Annotated in this window: 21 protein-coding genes; 8 read left to right on the top strand and 13 right to left on the bottom strand. The window is 42.7% G+C overall.

Translation table 11 applies throughout. From position 1 onward, the window contains the following. Positions 1-221 precede the first annotated feature (221 nt). Entirely contained in the window at positions 222-1,394 is a 1,173-nt protein-coding gene (locus SKC38_RS09960; protein ID WP_377976987.1) for an MFS transporter, read from the top strand. On the opposite strand, the gene SKC38_RS09955 is transcribed toward SKC38_RS09960, so the two are convergent. The 3 genes from SKC38_RS09955 to SKC38_RS09945 are packed head-to-tail and all read right to left on the bottom strand — an operon-like array spanning position 1,391 to position 4,397. Further along, positions 1,391-2,881: a Gfo/Idh/MocA family protein gene (locus SKC38_RS09955; RefSeq protein WP_377976986.1), complete on the bottom strand. Its 1,491-nt coding sequence runs from the start codon at positions 2,879-2,881 to the stop codon at positions 1,391-1,393. The two genes, SKC38_RS09960 and SKC38_RS09955, sit on opposite strands and share 4 nt — an antisense overlap. Continuing rightward, entirely contained in the window at positions 2,878-3,525 is a 648-nt protein-coding gene (locus SKC38_RS09950) for a 3-keto-disaccharide hydrolase (RefSeq protein WP_377976985.1), read from the bottom strand. Before SKC38_RS09950 ends, SKC38_RS09955 begins: the two co-directional genes overlap by 4 nt. Positions 3,526-3,536: 11 nt before the next feature. Next, entirely contained in the window at positions 3,537-4,397 is an 861-nt protein-coding gene (locus SKC38_RS09945) for a PIG-L deacetylase family protein (RefSeq protein ID WP_377976984.1), read from the bottom strand. Between the two features lie 80 nt (positions 4,398-4,477). Here SKC38_RS09945 and SKC38_RS09940 point away from each other — a divergent pair, with 80 nt between their 5' ends. Further along, positions 4,478-6,856 carry a zinc-dependent metalloprotease gene (locus tag SKC38_RS09940; protein ID WP_377976983.1) on the top strand — a complete coding sequence of 793 codons (2,379 nt, stop codon included), beginning with the start codon at positions 4,478-4,480 and terminating at the stop codon, positions 6,854-6,856. A 2-nt stretch (positions 6,857-6,858) separates the two neighbouring features. On the opposite strand, the gene SKC38_RS09935 is transcribed toward SKC38_RS09940, so the two are convergent. Continuing rightward, a complete protein-coding gene (locus tag SKC38_RS09935) occupies positions 6,859-7,869 on the bottom strand; it encodes a proline iminopeptidase-family hydrolase (protein ID WP_377976982.1) in 1,011 nt (336 codons plus the stop codon). Between the two features lie 103 nt (positions 7,870-7,972). Continuing rightward, the gene (locus tag SKC38_RS09930) at positions 7,973-8,422 is read right to left on the bottom strand and encodes a hypothetical protein (protein ID WP_377976981.1); all 450 of its coding nucleotides are present in this window, start codon (positions 8,420-8,422) and stop codon (positions 7,973-7,975) included. Here SKC38_RS09930 and SKC38_RS09925 point away from each other — a divergent pair. Further along, on the top strand, positions 8,391-10,577 hold the full coding sequence (locus SKC38_RS09925) for a B12-binding domain-containing radical SAM protein (protein ID WP_377976980.1): 2,187 nt from the start codon (positions 8,391-8,393) through the stop codon (positions 10,575-10,577). The two genes, SKC38_RS09930 and SKC38_RS09925, sit on opposite strands and share 32 nt — an antisense overlap. A gap of 205 nt (positions 10,578-10,782) precedes the next feature. Here SKC38_RS09925 and SKC38_RS09920 read toward each other — a convergent pair whose 3' ends face one another. Further along, positions 10,783-11,253 (bottom strand): hypothetical protein, encoded by a 471-nt coding sequence (locus SKC38_RS09920; protein WP_377976979.1) that lies wholly within the window; start codon positions 11,251-11,253, stop codon positions 10,783-10,785. Positions 11,254-11,386: 133 nt separating this feature from the next. Here SKC38_RS09920 and SKC38_RS09915 point away from each other — a divergent pair, with 133 nt between their 5' ends. The 3 genes from SKC38_RS09915 (at position 11,387) to SKC38_RS09905 (ending at position 16,295) form a co-directional block, all read left to right on the top strand. Further along, positions 11,387-12,268 (top strand): hypothetical protein, encoded by an 882-nt coding sequence (locus tag SKC38_RS09915; RefSeq protein WP_377976978.1) that lies wholly within the window; start codon positions 11,387-11,389, stop codon positions 12,266-12,268. Between the two features lie 272 nt (positions 12,269-12,540). Then, complete coding sequence (locus SKC38_RS09910) at positions 12,541-15,129, top strand: T9SS type A sorting domain-containing protein (protein WP_377976977.1); 2,589 nt, start codon at positions 12,541-12,543, stop codon at positions 15,127-15,129. A 278-nt stretch (positions 15,130-15,407) separates the two neighbouring features. Beyond that, positions 15,408-16,295: a DUF4382 domain-containing protein gene (locus SKC38_RS09905; RefSeq protein WP_377976976.1), complete on the top strand. Its 888-nt coding sequence runs from the start codon at positions 15,408-15,410 to the stop codon at positions 16,293-16,295. A 47-nt stretch (positions 16,296-16,342) separates the two neighbouring features. Here SKC38_RS09905 and SKC38_RS09900 read toward each other — a convergent pair whose 3' ends face one another. Next, positions 16,343-16,813, bottom strand: coding sequence for a DUF1810 domain-containing protein (locus SKC38_RS09900; RefSeq protein WP_377976975.1), 471 nt, complete (start codon positions 16,811-16,813; stop codon positions 16,343-16,345). 45 nt (positions 16,814-16,858) lie between these two features. On the opposite strand from SKC38_RS09900, the gene SKC38_RS09895 reads away from it, so the two are divergent. Further along, positions 16,859-17,134: a hypothetical protein gene (locus SKC38_RS09895; protein WP_377976974.1), complete on the top strand. Its 276-nt coding sequence runs from the start codon at positions 16,859-16,861 to the stop codon at positions 17,132-17,134. Here SKC38_RS09895 and SKC38_RS09890 read toward each other — a convergent pair. The 4 genes from SKC38_RS09890 to SKC38_RS09875 form a co-directional block, all read right to left on the bottom strand. Continuing rightward, the gene (locus tag SKC38_RS09890) at positions 17,131-17,520 is read right to left on the bottom strand and encodes a hypothetical protein (RefSeq protein WP_377976973.1); all 390 of its coding nucleotides are present in this window, start codon (positions 17,518-17,520) and stop codon (positions 17,131-17,133) included. The genes SKC38_RS09895 and SKC38_RS09890 overlap by 4 nt on opposite strands. 2 nt (positions 17,521-17,522) lie before the next feature. Beyond that, positions 17,523-18,443 carry a metallophosphoesterase gene (locus SKC38_RS09885; RefSeq protein ID WP_377976972.1) on the bottom strand — a complete coding sequence of 307 codons (921 nt, stop codon included), beginning with the start codon at positions 18,441-18,443 and terminating at the stop codon, positions 17,523-17,525. A 9-nt stretch (positions 18,444-18,452) separates the two neighbouring features. Further along, the gene (locus SKC38_RS09880; protein ID WP_377976971.1) at positions 18,453-18,782 is read right to left on the bottom strand and encodes a hypothetical protein; all 330 of its coding nucleotides are present in this window, start codon (positions 18,780-18,782) and stop codon (positions 18,453-18,455) included. A gap of 178 nt (positions 18,783-18,960) precedes the next feature. Continuing rightward, positions 18,961-19,140 carry a hypothetical protein gene (locus SKC38_RS09875; RefSeq protein ID WP_377976970.1) on the bottom strand — a complete coding sequence of 60 codons (180 nt, stop codon included), beginning with the start codon at positions 19,138-19,140 and terminating at the stop codon, positions 18,961-18,963. A 255-nt stretch (positions 19,141-19,395) separates the two neighbouring features. Here SKC38_RS09875 and SKC38_RS09870 point away from each other — a divergent pair, with 255 nt between their 5' ends. Then, positions 19,396-19,878 (top strand): helix-turn-helix transcriptional regulator, encoded by a 483-nt coding sequence (locus tag SKC38_RS09870; protein ID WP_377976969.1) that lies wholly within the window; start codon positions 19,396-19,398, stop codon positions 19,876-19,878. A 120-nt stretch (positions 19,879-19,998) separates the two neighbouring features. Here SKC38_RS09870 and SKC38_RS09865 read toward each other — a convergent pair whose 3' ends face one another. Next, on the bottom strand, positions 19,999-20,292 hold the full coding sequence (locus tag SKC38_RS09865; protein ID WP_377976968.1) for an STAS-like domain-containing protein: 294 nt from the start codon (positions 20,290-20,292) through the stop codon (positions 19,999-20,001). A gap of 32 nt (positions 20,293-20,324) precedes the next feature. Continuing rightward, positions 20,325-21,281, bottom strand: a complete 957-nt coding sequence (locus SKC38_RS09860) for an ATP-binding protein (RefSeq protein WP_377976967.1) — start codon at positions 21,279-21,281, stop codon at positions 20,325-20,327. Positions 21,282-21,597: the final 316 nt, after the last annotated feature.

The following is a 21,597-nucleotide window of genomic DNA, read 5'->3' as shown; positions in this document are numbered from 1 at the left end:
AAATGCAAGCTTATTTAGAATTATTTTAAATAAGCCAAAGCTCTTACCTTTGGCAAACCTGGTTGAAGGATTGCCAAAGGTAGCCTTGCGGAATCAAAAAATTAGGCATAGAAATCAAACAATCAGATTCTTGATAATAATTATCAGTTGGCACCCATCAAAAATCAAAATACCCCTGTACCTTTGGCAAACCTGGTTGGAGGATTGCCAAAGGTAAGGTTATGAAAAACAAACAGCTTGTCTCAGTCATCTTATTGACTTTCTTCGTGATTTCATTTATTTCGAACATCATTGGGCCCATCATCCCAGATCTCATTCGGACTTTTGATTTAAGTTTAACGCTCGTATCGCTTCTCCCCTTTGCCTTTTTCATTGCCTACGGCGTTACGTCCATTCCGGCAGGAATTTTGCTCGAAACATTCCATGAGAAAAAAGTGATGTTGATGGCTTTTGGCCTAGCAACGTTAGGATCCCTACTCATCGTTTTGTCGCCGCATTACCTAACTGCCTTATTATCCCTTTTCCTCATCGGCAGTGGCATGGCGATGTTACAGGTTGTGATCAATCCGCTGCTAAGAACCGCAGGTGGCGAAGAACATTATACGAATTATTCGGTTTGGGCGCAGTTAATCTTTGGCTTTGCCTCGTTTTTAAGTCCGATGGTCTATCAATATTTCATTGGCATAAACCTGCCCTGGCTTAGTTTATACATCCTTTTTATTGGCATTTCGGCGGTCATGATGTTCGTAACCGTTAGCACCCCATTTCCCAAAGTCGAATTAGCCCAAGACGAGAAACCGGGTGCCATTGCCATCCACCTCGAACTCTTCAAAAACAAACAAGTGATTTTGTACTTCTTAGCCATGCTCTGCTATGTAGGTACCGAACAGGGAATCGCGACATGGATTTCGCAATTCCTCCAAACCTACCATGGATTAAATCCGCAGACCGACGGCGCCAATACGATTGCCTATTACTGGGGTCTGATGACCGCCGGAGGTATCTTAGGCATTGTTTTATTGAAATTATTAGACAGCCGAATTGTACTGGTAGCTTTCACGTTTCTAGCTATGATAGCGCTCGCTTTTGCGCTCTACGGGAACGCCACCATGGCGCTAATCGCTTTCCCGCTGATCGGATTTTTTGCCTCGGTCATGTACCCCATCATTTTTTCGTTGGCCCTAAATTCAGTCTCCGAACACCATGGATCCTTCGCCGGCATCATCGTTACCGGCATCGTGGGTGGCGCCATTTTTCCCTTCATTGTCGGGGGAATTGGCGATATTTTTGGCCTAAAAACAGGTATGAGTATCCTGTTTCTGAGCATGGGCTATATTTTTAGCATTGGTTTTTGGGCCAAACCTTTGGTTTCAAACAAGCGGATCTTCGATTAAAGCACCAAATCACCCCATCCTTGTCGGTAGGTTCTCCGTAGAAACTGATTCGCCGGTTCGTAATTGGTGACACGCATGTTGGCCCCATCCCATTTAAGCGCCTTGTAGCGACCACTATAGGAATAACCTTCCATGGCACCATACACGGGATCCATCTTTTTGACCTTTTCGCGGATGTTGAAGCTCCTCAACAATAAATTACCCAATAACACGGTTTCCGTCAACGGTCCACCATAGCCTTCAAAAGGAGAACTCACCTCCATATTACCATAACCCGCGATACTCGCATCGATCCACTGCCACCAGTGTCCATCCATCCCACCTTTCACGCGGGCATATTTTTGCGGGATGTGACTCGCCGCTTCTTGCAATTCCTTCGAAAACAAGCGGGGATGTGAACCACCCCATCCACAGGCAATAACGCCTTTGGTCCCCATAAATAAGGTTGAACCCTCAAAATCATTTTCACCCGGATAATCCCCAAGTGCATCATTCATATTCACGTCGGGTGCCAAAGCCTGCAAACGCTCCGGCGTAATCCCGCCATCCATCCAATACAAATCCAAATCCTTGCCGTTGTTCATCGTAAACCGGTATTTCAAGGAACTCGAAATAGGACCGCTTTCCAGATAGGCCGACTCCTTAAATACGCCACTGTAGGTCGTGGAAGCACTTCCCGATACCTCATGTGGATAGCCCAAATTCAATAATTTAAACGGCGGTCCCATGATGTGACATCCCATGTCACCCAAGGCACCTGTCCCAAATTCCCACCAACCGCGCCAGTTGAAGGGCACAAGATTCTCTATGTAATTTGTTTTTGGTGCGGTGCCCAACCATAAATCCCAGTTTAATTCTTTCGGGATCCGACTCGGGGTTTTCGGCCAGGCAATGCCTTGTGGCCAAACGGGCCGGTCGGTCCAGCAATAGACTTTGGAAATCTCACCAATCAAATCCGCTTCGATCCATTCGCGCATGGTTTGCATGCCCTCACAAGATGCGCCTTGATCGCCCATTTGGGTAACGACTTTGTATTTCGATGCAGCCTGTGTAATAATTCGAGCTTCATGAATGTCATGGGTCAAAGGCTTCTGCAAATACAAATGCTTTTTCATCTGCATGGCACGCAGTCCCACCAAGGCATGGTTATGATCCGGAATCGCTACCGTGACCGCATCAAAATGCTGACCTTCTTTGTCGAACAATTCCCGCCAATCTTCGTAAAATTTGGCCTTCGGAAATTGCTTGCGTTTCGGAGCGGCTTGTCGCTGATCCACATCGCATAGAAAACCGATGGTCGAATTGTTATTGGGTGTTTTGGCTAAATGCTGGATATCATTATCCCCCTCGCCTCCGCAACCAATGGCCGCGATGACCAATTGATCACTGGGTGCGACAAATCCTTTACCTCCCAAGACATGGCGGGGAACAATAAAAAAACCCGCCGAAGCGAAGGTACTTTTCTTTATAAATTCGGAACGTTTCATTTTTTCAAGGGTCTAACAGAAACTTCTTTGAAATACACGACATCTTCATCGCCATGATTCTGCAAGCCAAAATACCCGGAATCCGGTCGGCGTCCTGGGTAAGGTTCAAAATCAAATTTCCTTGCCGGCACAGGTTCCCCTTCCCGGTAATCCGTCACGAGTTCATCGTTGAGGTGCACAATCGTCCGCGGTCCGTCCAAGGTGATCAACATGGTATTCCACTCGGGACCCGGTTTCCCGGGTTTGCTTTTGGGTTTCGTAAAAGCATAAAGCGTGCCACTGATGTGATATTCATCCTCGCCGGAAGTTTCAGGGTGGTTATCGATTTGTACTTCATAGCCATAAAATACGGGCATCCATTCCTCTTTGGGCTCGATAGGAACTTTCACAAAAATGCCGGCATTGCTATTGAATTTCTGCATTTTGTAAACGACTTTGATTTGGCAATTGCCTAATTTTCCGCCAGTCCAATACAAGAGGCCCATGCCGCCTTTGCTAGCGAGCAAGCCATTCTCAACGAAACGAGAGCCGCCTCCTACGTGTTTCCAACCGGTCAAATCTTTGCCGTTGAAAAGTGGTTTCCAGTTTTGAGCATTCAAGCTAAAAGACAGCAGGAACGCAATGAATAATAAGGTATTTTTCATTTGTATCTGATTTATTTCAACATGGGAAACAAGTTCCGAATTTCCGCTTCACTTGGCTGTGTGCCATATTCACAGATTTCAAAGGCTTCCGCATAAAGCGCTTTGGCAGCACGCGTTTCCCCATACCATTTTACTAGGCTCTTTTGTACTTCGGGATTGGGTTTCAACACACGTTTTTGCAATAACCAATCTTTGTATTTAGCTGGATCCTTGGGCACCTCGGATTCATAATTCCCGATCCAAGGCAACCACTCATAAAACTGCGATTGATGGGCATCGAGGCCGGCCAACTTCTTGGCAATTACGGGCGTAATGTCCACAGCAATGTCGGGTTGGAAAGGATTGGGTTTCTTGAAATTATCTTGATAATAGAGAAATACCGGGTTTTTGCGGAGCGGTTCTACATCCGGAGCGACATTGGGAACACCCACCATAAACGCGGCATCTTGAACCAATATTCCCGTATAGCGATGATCCGGATGGTAATCATTTGACCTAGGCGCAATCACGACATCCGCCTTCCATTCCCTTATTTTTCGAATGATTTGTAAGCGAATTTCCAAGCTAGGTAACAATTCGCCATCATGATTATCCAAAACATCGTAGGAAACGCCTAAACGCTTCGCCACTTCGCGCGTTTCCGCAATGCGCCGTTTAGCAAGCATCCCGCCTCCCTGCGTTTGATGACCGGCATCCCCATTTGTGACGGAAAGAAATTTAACCTGATGCCCCATTTCCACAAATAAGGCAGCCGTTCCTCCGCCTTTAATATCACAATCATCTGGGTGCGCACCAATAAAAATGATACGCAAAGGTTTCGTTTGGCCTACACTCGTAAACGCCAAAAGAAGCAACAATAGAATATTTTTCATAAGTTTAGAAATTACATGCCAATGATAGGCAAATTGGCCAAGAAATCAAACCGGTCTATCCGGAGTAACAACAAACGAAAATGAAAAAATTAGTCCTTCTTTTTGTCCTATTAAGTCTAGGTGCGCAGGCACAAATCGCCGATAAAATCCAGTCCATGAAAGCCCATCCGGGCTATTTTAATTTTTATTACGATGATACTGCCGACAAAATCTATCTCGAAGTCAACAAACTCAACGAGGAATTTTTGTATGCCTATTCACTCGCCCAAGGCGTAGGGAATAATGACCTTGGCTTAGACCGCGGCCAATTAGGCAATGAGCAAGTTGTGTTTTTCGAGAAGCAGGGCAATAAAATTTTCCTCGTTCAGCCCAACACGCGTTACCGAGCGAATACGACGAATGCATTAGAAAAATTATCGGTCCAACAAGCCTTTGCGAAATCGGTTTTGTTTGGTTTTAAAATCGAATATACACGCAATGGATCCTATTTCATTGATTTAACGGACTTCCTTATGCAAGATGCACATGGGGTTTTGAAACGCTTAGCGCAAGCGAAACAAGGTACTTATAGCCTAGATAAATCAAAAAGCTCTTTGGCATTAGAACGCACCAAATCGTTTCCTAAAAATACGGAATTCGAGGCCCGACTGACCTTTGCTGGCAATGGAACGGGAGCCGAAATACGTTCTGTGGCTCCGAATGCAGATAACGTGACCGTGGTTGAACACCATTCGTTTATTGAACTTCCCGACAATAATTATCAACCACGCCTTTTTGACCCTCGTTCTGGAGCTAATGCGATCACCTTTCAAGATTATGCTTCTCCGGTTCAAGAAGTGATTGAAAAAAAGTGGATTACGCGGCATCGTTTGGAGAAAAAAGACCCGAAAGCCGCTGTGAGTGAGGCAATCAAACCTATCATTTACTATTTGGACAATGGTACCCCTGAACCCATCCGTTCTGCGCTGATGGAGGGAGGCCGCTGGTGGAACCAAGCATTCGAAGCCATCGGGTACAAAGATGCCTTTCAAATCAAATTATTACCGGAAGATGCTGATCCCATGGATGTGCGCTATCATGTCATTCAATGGGTACATCGCTCGACACGCGGCTGGTCGTATGGTGCGAGCATCGCCGACCCGCGCACTGGAGAAATCATGAAAGGTCATGTGAGCTTAGGTAGTCTACGCATTCGCCAAGATTTCTTAATTGCGCAGGCCTTGATGAATGCCCCGTTTGCCGTGGATGGATCAAACAATGGTCCGATGATGGCGATGGCTTTGGCAAGAATTCGACAATTAGCCGCACATGAAATAGGCCATACGCTCGGATTTGCCCATAATTATGCGGCGAGTGCGCGCAACAATAGCAGTGTGATGGATTACCCCCACCCGCAAATCGAGTTCAAAAACAATCAAATGGATTTCAGCCATGCCTATGATACGAAAATAGGGGATTGGGATAAGGTTTCGGTCGATTATGCCTATGGAGAACATAAAACCCAGGCAGCGCTGAATCAAGTATTGGACAATGCTTACGAAAAAGGAATGCGTTTCATTACGGACGCGGACGCAAGAAATCCGGGCGGCGCACATATTTATGCGCACCTTTGGGACAATGGAACAACCATTGTGGATGAGTTGCAGAAGATTTTGAAGGTTCGCCAACAAGCCATTGCGAACTTTTCAGCAAACAATATCCGCCCAAATGAAACGTATTCGCACTTAGAAGATGTATTTGTTCCCTTGTATTTCTTACATCGCTATCAGACGGAGGCGGTTTCCAAAATCATCGGAGGTTCGGAATATAACTATGCCGTACGGGGTGGAAAAGAGATGGTCTTATCACCAGCACCTCTTGCTTTACAGCTCGATGCATTGCAAGCGTTGACGACTACTTTGGATGCACAAACCTTAGCCATACCCAAGGACAAACTCGCATTATTCCCACCGCGCGCCTTCAATTACGATCGGACGCGTGAATCATTCAAAGGAAAAACGGGCATCACCTTTGATCCCATGGGAGCGGTGGAGTCGGCAGCTGATTTTACCTTAGACTTTTTATTGCATCCGGATCGACTATCCCGCTTGGCTGGCAACAAATCCGTGGATTCGAAACAATTGGGCGTGGAAGAAACTTTGGATAGGCTGATGCAAGCAACGATTAATAAATCGCAAACAGATTCTTATCTACAAGCCACGCAAGAAACCATCAATTTTAAAGTCGTTTCGGCCTTATTGAACACATTGAATGCACCTAGTATTTCTCCCCTTGCGGCGGCGCAGGTGCAAGTATTTGTACAGAAGATTCGGGCAAATTATAGCCTTAAGCCGACAGCCATGGCAAAATACATCGTTCAGACGATCGACCAATTTAAGGCGAATCCAAACGATTGGAAACCGATGCAAACACCTAACATTCCTGATGGAGCACCTATTGGGATGGACTGCTTGGATTGATTTTAATTGGCGCCCACATCCACTTTGTGGATGAAATCGATGACACCTTTCATGTAGACCTTTTGGTCATCCCACATGGAAAGATGGCTTCCGTTTGGACAATATAAATAGGAGCCTTTTTGAACCATTTTACTTTGTGCTTCCATGGCTTTGGGATCCATCGTGTCATATTTCCCTCCGATCATCAAGGTAGGAACGGAGATTTCTTTTAAGCGGTTTTTGATGTCCCATTTTGCCAAAGAACCTCCAATCCCAAATTCACTGGGACCTTGCATTTGTGTATAAATGACACCGTTTGCATGTTTCAAGGAGCGATTCAGGGCATCTGGCCATTCTTGCAAGCGGCAAATGTGTTCATGGTAAAAATTCGGAATCAGTAATTCCATGTAGCGGGGATTGGCGAAGTCTTTTTTCGCTTCAATCGCTCGGATTTCTTTTAAAATTTGTGGGTCCATTTGTTTGGCCAAAACTTCATCTGCATATTTTCCATATTCGGGTGCGCTAGCGACCATGTTGGAGATCAACAAACCTTTCAGATTCTTCTGGTATTTCAGCGCATATTCCATCCCCAGAATACCACCCCAGGAGTTTCCCAAAATGTAGAAATTGGAAGCATCAGCCCCGATCGCCATGCGAACTTGCTCGACTTCTTCCACGAAACGCTCGTTGGTCCACAAAGTCGTATCCGTTGGCTGGTCGCTATAATAAGACCCCAATTGGTCATATTCATAAAACTCGAAACCCTCCCGCTGGAAAAAAGTCTCGAAGCATTCCATGTATTCATGCGTCATGGCAGGACCGCCATGGAGCAATAAGATTTTGATTTTGGGATTATTGCCAAATCGTTTCGTCCAAACCTTGAATGTGCCTTTCGGCGTTTGAATGGGAATCATGCGGACGCCTGCAGATTCGAGGCTGTCACCATAATTGAAGTAATTCGAAACACTTGTTTCTTCAGATTTACACGCTTGCAAAGTCCAGACTGCGGCTAGGAAGAAGAGGATTTTTTTCATCGACATAGGTTTAGAAGGGCAAGTTACAAGATTTAGGGAATTTGTGAAATGCTACAGCGCACGGTGGATATTAAACTGAGCCTTGGCAATTCTTGCCCCCACGTTACCTTTGGCAAACCTGGTTTGAGGATTGCCAAAGGTACAGGGTTGCTGGGTAAATACTTGGTAGAAAAAAACCAGCTTCTTGATAATTTTTATGAGTTACAACCATCAGAGTTCCGCTCCCCCACACTACCTTTGGCAAACCTGGTTTGAGGATTGCCAAAGGTGCAGGGTTGCTGGGTAAATACTTGGTAGAAAAAAAACCAGCTTCTTGATAATTTTTATGAGTTACAACCATCAGAGTTCCGCTCCCCCACACTACCTTTGGCAAACCTGGTTTGAGGATTGCCAAAGGTGAGGAGCGTGAAAACAAATGATCAATTTCTTGATATTCTTTATCAGCTCTTCTCGCTGAAATGTCCCGCCGCCACCGTACCTTTGGCAATCCTCCAAGGTTTGCCAAAGGTGAGGGATGATTCATGAGCACAAAAAACACCAAGGTATTTTTCATTACCCCGCCGTTTACCCAATTAAATACGCCCTACCCAGCGACGGCTTATTTGAAGGGGTTCTTGAATACGAAGGGGTTGGAGTCGTATCAGGCCGACTTAGGTTTGGAAGTCATTCTCCAACTGTTTTCGAAAGTAGGACTCCAACGATTATTCGCGCACATAGAGGCATCTGGCAAAAAACTGAATGAAAACGGGCAGCGCATGCTCCGACTGAAACAGTCCTACATTCTCACGATTGACCCTGTTATTTCATTTTTACATGACAAAAACCCCACGATGGCGCATGTCATTGCCGAACAAAATTACCTGCCGGAAGCATCACGTTTTCAGCAAGTTACAGATTTGGAATGGGCCTTTGGTAGCATGGGCGTGCGCGATAAAGCGCGACATTTGGCTACACTTTATTTAGAAGATATTTCGGATTTAATCATTGATGCCGTTGACCCTCATTTTGGGTTTAGTCGGTACGCGGAACGGCTCGGGCGATCGGCATCGAGTTTTCATGAATTAAACCAGGCATTAGAAGCGCCTTTGACCTACATTGATGAGCTGTTGGTAGGCATCCTGAAACAAAAAATTCAAACTGAAAAGCCCGATTTGGTTGCCATCACAGCACCCTTTCCGGGCAATTTATACGGTGCCTTGCGTTGCGGGCAATGGATCAAAAAACACCATCCGCAGATCAAAGTCGCCTTTGGTGGTGGATATGCGAATACGGAATTACGCTCCTTACAAGATCCACGGGTATTTGAATTCGTCGACTTCATCACCTTGGATGATGGGGAAACACCGCTGATGAATTTGCTGGAGCATTTACAGGGCGAACGAACATTAAGCGATTTGAAACGCACGTTTTGTTGCATCGATGGAACACTTACTTACTTAAATGGCTCTCAAGATTCAGACGTCAAGCAGAAGGACGTGGGCGTTCCGGATTACACGGATTTGCCTTTGGGTTCCTATTTATCGGTCATTGAAATAGCGAATCCGATGCATCGCTTGTGGAGTGATGGTCGGTGGAATAAGTTGACGCTGGCCCATGGTTGTTATTGGGGCAAATGTACTTTCTGCGACATTTCTTTGGACTACATCAAAAACTATGAATCCACGACAGCACCTATGTTGGTCGACCGCATGGAGGCGATGATTGCCCAAACTGGAAACAATGGCTTCCATTTTGTAGATGAAGCCGCGCCACCAGCTTTGATGCGCGATGTGGCATTGGAAATTATCCGCAGGGATTTGACGGTGGTTTGGTGGACAAATATTCGATTTGAGAAAAGTTTCACGAAGGATTTATGCCAATTATTGGTGCGCTCCGGCTGTATTGCTGTTTCGGGCGGGTTGGAAGTAGCTTCCGATCGTTTATTGGACTTAATTGATAAAGGAGTTACGGTGGCCCAAGTAGCCCAAGTCGCGGATCATTTTACGCAGGCGGGCATTTTGGTCCATGCCTATTTGATGTATGGATTCCCGACGCAGACCGCGCAAGAGACGGTGGATTCTTTGGAGGTTGTACGCCAACTCGTCGAAAATGGGGTGATGCACTCCGGTTTTTGGCATCAATTTGCGTTGACGGCGCACAGTCCGGTGGGCTTGAATCCGGATGCGTATCACATAAAAATATTGAATCCGGAACCGGGAAGCTTTGCCAATAATGATTTGGAACATGCGGATCCAAAGGGAACGGACCATGCACAATTTAGTGAGGGCTTAAAGAAATCCTTGTTTAATTACATGCATGGCATTGGATTAGACATGCCGCTGCAGGAGTGGTTTGATTTCAAAATTCCGCGGACGCAGATTCCCAAAAATTACATCGCGCGCATCTTAACCCATCAGGACGAAAAAATACCTAAGGCGAATGCCAAAATTTGTTGGCTCGGCCCCATCCCTTCTTTAGGCCAAATTACGCGCGGCAAATACGCTTTCCATCTGAGTACGGGTCGGGAAGAAGTGGAATTGCAGGTTCCGGAGAAACTAGCTAGTTGGCTCGTGGAAGTCCTGGCTTCTGTCTCCTTAGGTCCATCGAAAACTTGCACCTTTGTGGAATTCCAAAATGCCTTTAGCCAGGCGAAACTCGGTGATTTCATGCAATTTTGGCAAGGGGAAATTGGGGAGGAATTGCGGGAAATGGGCTTGTTGGTGGTGTAATAAATTATCAGGCAACTGATTCATTTAATCAGTTTTTTATTTGGGGCATATCTCCTCCCACTCACCTTTGGCAATCCTCCAACCAGGTTTGCCAAAGGTGAGTGGGAGGTTTGCCAAAGGTAAGTGGGAGGTTTGCCAAAGGTAAGGGAAGGGCAAAAAAAAGGCCACAAACGTGGCCTTCTCGATATAAAGAGTAGATCTATATTTATAGAACTAGGTTAAGCTTGACTTTTTTGCTGCTGGCTTTGATGTAAGTCCCCGTTGTTTCGATGGACATACTCGTTGCGGATGGCGACGACAAAACCGTAAATTCCAAAACTCCATTCGTTCCCGAAGGTGCACCCTCCGCACTTGTTAATCCTGATAATGTTAATTTCTTCGCATCACTTGACAATGTATACGTTCCCGTAAATTTCTTGCCGTCGAATTCCGTCAGACTTACTGCTGTGCTACTTGTTAAATCCAATCGAAATTGGCTATAACCCGCCACTAAATTGGCCGAAGCGGATTTGTCGAACTGCGTCGTTCCGTCCCATTGTACAACACCTGCAGACCACACTTTTTTCACTAATTCAGCGGCTGTAGGCGCAGGAGCAACCGGAGTGGGTGCGGGATCTGCTGATTTGCTGCATGCAAAAACAATCAAAGCAAGCGTTAATACGAAGAGGTTTTTCATATCCTAAACAATTTCGAAACCAATGTTACAACAAACATGGCTATTCAGCAAGTGATACTTATTTAACGGCATAAAACGCTAAGGATTACCTGACAAATAATTGTAATTTGGCAAACAGAAAATATCTTCCACCATGAAAAAGCTTATTATCCTTTTCTTGTTCATACTTCCGTGGTTGGCAAATGCCCAAGATTCCACCTTCGTTCGTATCGAGTTGAAACAAGGTTCCCCCGTGGAGGGCGTATTAAAGCACCAAAACGACAAGAGTATCAGCGTTGAGCTACCCGGCACCGGACTTTTGACCATTCCCTGGGAAAGTGTGCAGTCGGTAAGTCGACTCGAGAAGGCGAACCAAAACAGATGGGCGAATCCACACCCAAACCGTTATTTCTTTGGCCCGTCTGCAATTCCGCTGAAAAAAGGGGATAAATATTATCAAAACGCCTACTTTTTACTGAATTCCATCCAAATAGGGCTGAACGATCATCTCTCTGTGGGAGGCGGAGTACTTGTGCCATTCGCTTTATTTTTAACACCTAAAATAGGCTATCAAGTAGCACCTAAATTACATCTGGGCGGAGGTGTGCTTTTTGCGACATCTTTAATTCGTGATTTGAATTTTGGGGTGGGAGCCTTATATGGTTCGATGACCTATGGGACGCATGAGCATAATCTAACGGTGAATTTAGGTTTGGGGGCTGTGAAGGAAAATACGGGATTGGGGACTTCGGATTATACTTGGAAATTTGCCAACAAACCGATGCTGACGCTCTCCGGCATGACGCGTATATCGAAGCGCGTAATGTTGATGTCGGAGAATTGGATATTCAATGTAACCTCGGTCAATTACGATGATGGCACAGGCCAATTCGTCAATCGGGTGTCTAATTACGAGGGCATCTTTTCGGCAGGTGTAAGGATCTTAGGTAGAAAAACGGCCTTTGATGTGGGTTTTTTGACACCTACGGGAGCGCAGGCGGCGATACCCTATTTAGCTTATAACATGCGTTTTTAATTACGGCCTCACCTAGCTTTGGCAAACCTTGGAGGATTGCCAAAGCTACGGGGAAATGGGAACATGTAGACTATAAAATATCCAAGTTGTTGATAATTTGAATCAGTTTATCAGCTTTTCAATTGCTGCTCACTCACTACCTTTGGCAATCCTCCAAGGTTTGCCAAAGGTAAGGGGGAGGATTAACATCAAAAATCGACCATTAAATAAATTATTATCGGAAAAAAAATCATGAATATTTAATTTCAAAAAGAAATATATTCCTAGATTCTATGAACCGATTAATTGCTTTAAGCTCATTAAAGTCCTCCTTATTCCTCTTCTTTACATTACTTAGTTTTGTGGGATTGGGCCAACACGCCTCCATCGACTTCGATTCAACCTATCAAGTTTCGTTCGCCCAAAACAAAATTCAAATCAATGGACAAAATCCGGCCAACATCACCATTCATAACCAACGAAAAATCGTATTTGATCTATCAAACAGCAGTTTGGTAGGACTAGAACTGTATATCTCAACGAGTCCCGACTACCCTTTTACCTACAACTTTCCAAGTCTAGCAAAGGCAATCAGTAAAACCGGAACGGAAGGAAGTGCTGGTGCTAAATTCAATATTGATATCCTAGCGGCCAAAGAAGCCACGGGGAATGAATTCCAACCCATTTTGTATTTGTGCGCGAAACAAAAAGCTGGTGCCTCGACGAAATTTTATGTTTTCAACCGTTCAAGTAATCAAGACTTCGCTTTCGTATATAATCAAACGTTCAAAAAGCAAAATCTCCCGCGGGATATCGTGAGTAATTATGCCAACCAAGTGGGCAATTTCAACCCCAATGTCTCAACCATTTTCCCCTACAGCCCTTTTCTCTTGATGGAGGACCTCAATAATGACAAAATCGATGACTTTGTTCTATCAACAAACAGCGCTTTTTTTCAAGGAAAACAATTTAATACCGGTGGTATGGCGATCCCATTGTATAAATATATCACCAAAAATAAAGACAACAGCATGTCCATTAAAAACGATAATGAGGACATGTCCTTTCCGGATAGCAAGCCAATTCAGCTATTTCACAATATCAATCGGGCTAGTATCATCGACCTGAACGGGGACGGGAAAAAGGAAATGATAGGATGGGGAGAAGGTTATCATCAATCGCCAGACCCTTTACTTCCGGAGTTTGCCAAATTCAATGGTTTAAAGGAGAATATTGATTTTGCGGGATCAGATAATCCTTCGGCATACAACAAATTGATGTACCTAAAAAAATTAACTTTTTATGAAATCGTTAATGGAAAACTGGTAGACAAGCGGAATTTAATCCCCGACGGTATTCCCCTTTCAGCTTCCATCACAGGAACTGCGGGGGATTTCGACAAAGATGGAGACAATGACATTGTTGTGATGAGTGAAGGCATTTGGACCTTAATAAATCAAAATTATCAATTCGCGCTAAAAAAAATATATCCGTTTGATTATGGAGACTTCATGAAAGAAGGTTTTGAGCGCAGGATTTCAACCATACTTCCCTATTTGATTGATATCAATCAAGATGGCTTTGGCGATTTGGTATTTTGTCTTCAAAAAAGCACCGGAACACATCAACCTAATCGCATTGTTTATGTGCTAAACAACAAAAATCAAGGTTTCGATTTCGAAAATGTCAAAGATTTGGTTCCCTACAACGAAAGCCTATCTAAAGAAAATTACCTAAACTATGTCCTCAGCGATGTATATGCAGAAGACATCAATAAAAATGGTACGCAAGAAATCGTTTTTTGCTTCGCCAAAGAATTTTCAACGGTCGAAAACGAATCCCCTTATTCATCCCAACAGTTTTATCGGATCGTTGAGATAGGCAAAACAGGAACGATCATCGACCAAACAAGTACCTATTTTGAAGGTTCATCAAACAACATCAAGGTATCCTCTAAAAACGGGGGTAATTTCAGCCTAAAGAATATCGATGAGGATGCGGAGCTGGAGATTATCCCCAACTTCAATGCCCTTGACCCTGCATATTACAGCTTTTTCCCAAAAGCCGGTTGGTATGGCTACTGGAACAACTACGCCGGATTTCAATACTATGATCTTGTCAATGGCAAATACCAAACAAAGCGCCTAGGTGCGATTCAACGAATTTCCGACGACAATTCAGCAGGTAAAATCAATGCGGTAAAACCCTTTGAACCAAGTCCCAATGGACCTTATTTCTTCCATGATTTTGACAAAGATGGGAAAGTCGAGATTTTAATTACCGGCAATAATTTAGACCAACTTTGGCAGGCTAGTGGAGATTTCCAATTTAACTCAGGTCAAAAAGAGGTGAAAGAAAACACCGATATCAACGTTGAAATAGATTCTATCGCCATTCCGAGTCCACATTTATCAGCAAATTTCAACTTCAGCCTACTCGAAGAAAACAATTACATCGGTTTAAAGAACAACAAAATATATGTCAAATCCGCGATTGACTATGAAACCATCGCGACGAAAAAAATCACTTTACCGATCAAAGTAACCAACACGAAATACAATACATATTCAATTTTAGAGCGCGTTTACCAGGTAATTGATGTTGCGGAAACCGTCATATTAGGCACGCAAGAAGAGCAAGAAACAAGCATTTCACCGAATCCATTTACAAGGCAAATTCAGGTCAATTTCCCTGCACAATTTGGGAACACCGCTTTGATCCAAGTCGTTGACATGCAAGGAAAACAGCAAGCAACGCGTAGTCAAATCACACAAGGAGAAATATTGGATTTGGGATTTTTGAGTCCGGGAACCTACTTATTACACATTGAATCAGTGGATAAAATGAAGACCTTGGCGAAGAAAATCGTTAAAATCCCTTAGGCTATAGTAGAAACTATTCCAATAATTTTCCCGTTCTTGCTTGCCTAAACCCCAACAACATGGCAAAAGGCATGAATTCCAAGAAGGCGGAGAAGAAGGAACCCGCGAAGACTCCGAAGGAGAAGAAATTAGAAAAGAAAGACAAGAAACCAGGCTATCAATAGATTCCTGGTTTTTTTGTTTAAAAAACTCCTAGATAAGACATATTGAAAATTATGTAGGTATCCAGCACTTTTATGGGACTATTTTCGTTAAGAAAGAAACTAAACAAAAATGCCATGAAACGTATACAAACAGCCGCCTACTTCTTTGTACTTGCTTCCCTTCTTTTTGCATGCCAACAAGACGATGCTGCATCCGGAACAGGAAAATTAGCTTTGAGCGTTACGGACTCCCCGATTGATGCAAGCAATGTCAAAGCCGTTTATGTCACATTTACAGGTTTAGAATACCAAAACAGCGGTGGGAACTGGACCACTGCAACAGAATTCACCAAAGCCCAACTCGTTAATTTACTTGATTTACAAAACGGCAAAACTTCTTTACTAGGAGAATTCAATTTGAATGCTGGTAATTATACCGGATTGCGCTTCAAACTTGACGCACCTAGTAGAGGGGCAAACACCCCAAGCAATCCTGGCTGCTACGTAGAATTAATTAGCGGAGAAAAGAAACCGCTATTTGTACCTAGCGGCTCTCAATCTGGTTACAAAGCCAATGGGAATTTCACAGTACCTATCAACTTCACTGTGGCAGTTACTGCTGATTTTGACTTACGAAAATCTGTTGTTTTGACAGGGTCAGGTAGCACCTATATTCTTAATCCAACGCTTAAAATTATTGTCAATAATCAAGCAGGCGAAATAAAGGGGACCATATCAAACCTATTGAGCACGAACAAATACATTATCTACGTGTATGAAAAAGATAAATACACGGCTAGTGAAAGCAGCGAGCCAACAGGTGAAAACGTTTCGTTCCCCAATGCCATTACCAGTACAAAATTAGAAAGCAATGGCAGCTATCAATTCTCATTTTTGGCAGCAGGAAGCTATGATTTGATCATCGTATCTGAAACAAGCGCAGGAATAACCAAGGTAGAAAAAACAATCGCCGGCGTTATTGTTGAAAGTAAGAAATCAACGCTAGTGAACAGTAGTCTTTAAGAAGTACCAAATCGAAAGCAGGTTGACTTGGATTACCTGCTTTCTTTTTATTTGTTGGTTTCCCCAAAAAACCGCATTCGAATTTCATTAAAAACTTGATGCGCACCTGGCAAAGTTCCGAACAATTCCATACTAGATTTCAATTTAAGGGAATCCGTATGACCGAAAATTTGTTGGATGGGCTTATCGGTATGCGCCAACAAAGCCTTTGAAATTTCAATTAGTCGGGGCCCTAATACAGGATGTGCCAAAAAAGTCTCCGCCTCCTCCCTCCCACTGATTCCATAAAACGTTGAATTATACGAAGTCCCCAAACCCTTCAGCTGCGGAAAAACAAACCACATCCAATGGCTCATTTTGTGACCCGATTGAATCTCGCGAAGCGCTTGATCGTAGGTGTTTTCTTGTGCGAGGAGAAAGCGGTTGAGGTTGTAGGAATCCATGGCTATTTTATCAATTAACTGTTCAAAATTTTGGTCGAAACGCGCTACCTTTGGCAAACCTCCAAGGATTGCCAAAGGTAAAGGGGTGGTGGGGGATTGCCAAAGGTAACAAAATCAACCATGTTCAACCTACACCAGCTACATACCGCCTCAGGCATTATCATCGTATTGGCTTTTTGCGTAAAAGTCAGCTTACATGTCTATTTGGACCAGACAATGGGAAAGGCCAAAACCTGGCAAAGCATCTTATTCTTCCCTTTGCCATTTATGAATCTTTATAAAGCGGAGGTGAGTGACGAATACCGCCTTACGAAGATTGTTTGCAATACGATGTTTTATTTGACAATAACAGCTTTGATTCTCAACTTGATTATTGGTCTCAATTTATTCCCTTAGCAAATGGGGCCTTTGGCAAGGTTTTTGATGTGGTGATTCAACACCTCAAAAGGATTATGATTTTCCCAATCCCAACTTGAGTCTTGAAAGATAAAATGAAATTCAGCCCTAGACTTTCTTAAATTATTCAACACAATTTCCATCCGATCTCCATCTTTGGGATGGATTTCTACATCAAAGGCATCCGGATTATTTAAACGCCCAAGGAGCTTGAATTGATTTTCAATATAATCAGGCAGACTTAGATAATTAGGAATAACGGCTGTCCCCATCATGATATTCTCCTTCATCTCCCCCACGCGGTAATACAACCAGTAATGTGGAAGTTTAGAATAATGTCCTTTGACACAGGTGCAAAACTTGATTTGGTCAGTGATTTCGCACATACTTAAACGATGACAAACTCTTTTGAATCTAAACGGTAAGCGACGAGGTGCCCATCTTTGGCCACACTGTAATCCAAACAAATGGATTTGGCTAATGCGTCCGTGGGTTTGCCTTTCAACCAATAATGCCCAAAAAACACCGACTTATCCGCATCGTATCTGTGTAAAGCTTCATGTATCGATTCATCCAAGAGTAATTCGCCAAACTCCTCCCCGATTCCCAAGAAGACGTCCTTATGTAATTTTCGGTCTTCAACAGGTTGGAACCATTTGATCCGCGCACTTTTACGTGTCGTTCCATCTTTATCGACAAACTCCTGCCCTGCTGGCAAATCAAATTCCTTGCCCTTTAATAACTCCTCCAATACCTCGTAGACAGGAGATTCTTTGGCAACATATTGAACCAACACCTTTTCGGAAATACGTTTTTGGCCTTGAGTTTCTTCGTAAATGAAATTGGTTTCAAGCCAGTTGATATGCGCATCATCCCAACAAGCATGCACGGCACGAAAATCATCCTGTTCTAAATAGAGCGGCAGCGTATGAAACCAAGGCAAATACACCTGTTCCCATTCCTGTGTATAATTCCGAAACTGCCGAAGGGTTTCGATGTGTTGGTCTATTTCAACCACCGTATGCTTCCGATAAAACCCTCCCTTCACCTTGTCTTTGGTATGAAAACAAATGGCATTGAATTCGTGGTTGCCCATGATTGCGAGTGCGTGGCCCGCATCACACATCGACTTGACGATTTGGAGCGTTTCCCGAATTTTAGGACCCCGATCAATGTAATCACCCAAGAAAACCAATTTCCGTTTTGCGGGATGTTGGTACACACCCGCTTCTTTCACATAGCCCATGATTGCCAAAATCTCCTCGAGCTTGTCGGCATGGCCATGTATATCTCCAATCAAATCAACCATAAATAATTCTTAATAAGTAAATGTATCAAAGGGAATTCCCTCCTTCGTTAAATATTTCTTGAACAGGGTATAGCCTGAATTATTCGAAAACAGAGGAGCCAAAGCCTGAAGCAAAGCCTCCTTATCGCCCGGCACAATACCATGCAAAGCATAGAGCGCTGCCAAATCTTTGGCAAGCACGGTGGCCGTATATTCATATTCGGAACTGCCCCAGTGTTCATCCACCGTGGTTCCCAAATCATGCCCGTCAAATTTTAGATCTTCGCCCTCGAAACCGAGGTTCATGTAAACACGCACATCCGCACGTTTAATTGTCAATAGTTCGATGCTCGGATTCATATCGTTTGAATTTTACCGTATACATCAATTTACAAAATTCCGGGAAATTCAGAAAAGCTCCGACTCTATTTGTCGGGATTTCAGTGACAAAAACAACTAGACATTTGGAAAGAAAAATCCTAAACAGATTCAATACAATCGTTAAATCCGACTTGATGGTTGTGACGAAAATTGAATATTAAACCTTAACTCTTTTCAGTTTGCGTAATTCTTTGTAAGGCTCAGTAAACTCCCCCTCAGCATCCATTATCCCTGCTCGTACAAAATCAGCTAATATCTCAGCTTTTGACCTTTTCTCAGCCATCAATTTTTTAGCCAATTCCAAATGCAACTCAACTTGTTTTCGATTGTGGTCCATCTCGTTTGATTTATTTCCCAAACTTACACTGAATACCGACAACTGCTTATTCGAAAATTGGGTAATTTATTACATTGATGAATTCTCCATTTGAACAGTTCGGAATTTACGAACTGTTGGATACGCTAGATCCCAATGGCCTGCAAAACACCTAACATAAGACGAATGAAATGTTCTTATGAAAATGCAATATGCATTTTATGCATATAACTTTCCTTGAAATAATTTGTAAACAATTTTGTTTACATTTATGCAATGAATACTTACCTAGCAAAATTTAGGGGCATCCATCCTGGGATAATTTTAGCCCGGGAATTAAAAAAGAGAGGAATCGCTCAGCGTCCTTTCGCGCTTTCCGTTGGGGAACATCCGCAAACAATCAATGCGATCACGAAAGCCAAACGAAATTTACCCACGTCAATTGCACTGAAAATCGAGGAAAAACTAGGTTTGGAAGAAGGAACTTTGGCATTACTGCAAACCTATTTTGATATTCAGGTAGAGAAATCAAAGATCAAGCCGATTACTCCTAATCTATCCTTGATCAGAAAATCAGTTTTTTGGGATACGGATATCAGTCAAATCGACTGGGATAAACAAAAATATGCGGTTATTCGACGCATAATGGAACGAGGCAATGCGCTTGAGATAAAAGAGATCAAACAATTCTATGGTGCTGCATTAATCACAGAAGTATTAAAACAAAAATCGGTAGAAGCTTACAAACTAAACCCGTAATAATCGCTTTGCCAAATAGTCTTACTCTTCTAAAAAAGGGAAAGTTTATTTACATTATTTAGTAAACGAAAAGCGAATGCAGCATAATACACAAGATTAATATTGTTGTAAGCATTAACATCAAACCAGCTCGCTTTTGGACAATCTTTCTGACCATGTAAATGCAATCATCTTTTTTACTTGCTCATTCGCGTTCTTAAATGTTGTTTTTGATTTAAGTTCTGCAAGATCCCACCGCAATAATAACTTCCCGAAACACTCATCTGCGAAAGAATGTGAAATAGTCTTTACATCTGAAAAATCAAAAACGACATTTTCTCCCTCATGAATAGAGTTTTCAAAAGTGAGACGCAAAGCCTTGCCCAAAAATCTTGTTCCTAAGGAATCTCCCGAATGACTAAATTGAATGATCATCTTAAAGAATATCTATATAAAATCTAAAAAGCCTACCAAAGATCGATTAAATTTTCAAATAATTCATCTTTCAGCTCACGATAAAAATCAGTATGCTCGTTACCAAAAATTGCATATGGGTCAACTAATATATCGGTATTGATTTCCAATAAAACATACGTTCCATACCAGCGAAATGCATCAGAAACCTTAGCCACTTGATTTACTTGAAGTTGTTTTCCCCCAGAATGAATAGACATGTAACCTTTATTTAATTCAACAAATTTGGCTATGGCCCAAAGTCCAAATCCTGCACCTGTACCATTCGTTACTCCTTTTTTAACACAATTCGATAATGCTTCAGCTTCCGTATAGTATAAATAAACAGAGTCTGGGTGTTTTGTTAATGCCCTATAAATACCACATCCGTGATCAGCAATCAAAAATCGAATTATTTTTTTCTCAGGGTAAAATTGAACAGAAACCAATCCCCTTCCCAAACCTAAAAAATCTCCTTCAACCGAATGGTTTAATGTATTATCAATTAACTCCCAAAGACAGAACTCCAATATTGATAATAGTTCATCCTTAACTCCAGACCCCATTAGCATTTTCATAATTTCCTTGTGCATATTTAGAGCACCCTTGGGATCCGAAAATTGCTTCATTTCAAATAGGCAATGCATGGATATTTGAGCCTTAATCGACTCCAAGTAGTTTAATCCATTCGCGCTAGATAAGTCAATCTTATTTATATTAGAAAACCTTAATGCATAATTACCCAAATGCTTCGCTTTACTATAAACTGTTATTCCATGCTCGATCAAATTGACGATTACACTGTATACAATGGAAAAGTAATCAAGGTTTATTTCAGAGATGTCATTAAAGTCAATTTCAACCTCCACATCATACAATTTATCTAAGTTTAATAAGCTAGATAATTGACCTACAAGGTCATTAAGTGAATTAATCTTGGAATAATCAATGTGAATAGCGTAGGTTTTCATAGACCGAAAATTACCTACTATACCAACAGCTGCTTATTCGAAAAAAGGGTAAATTATTGCATTGATGAATCCTCCATTTGAACTATTCGGATTTTACGAGTCTTTGATTCTGTTGATTGCTCGCCCAAAAAATAAGGCAATATGCCTACTTGCTTGAAATAAAAAGAATTATTCAATGCTCTCGCTGAAAAATCATCACAGAAGCCCAAAAACAAAAAACCCAGATCGAGTCTGGGTTATGTATACTTTTTAACGTGCAGTTCTACATCGAAGCATAGTTGGGCACGGCAATGCAAATTTAAATTAAATAACTCAA

The sequence above is a fragment of the Aquirufa echingensis genome, from assembly GCF_042714525.1.
Taxonomy (GTDB): domain Bacteria; phylum Bacteroidota; class Bacteroidia; order Cytophagales; family Spirosomataceae; genus Aquirufa; species Aquirufa echingensis.
Note: the sequence above shows the minus strand (reverse complement) of the source record. Positions and strands in the feature narration are given on the sequence as shown.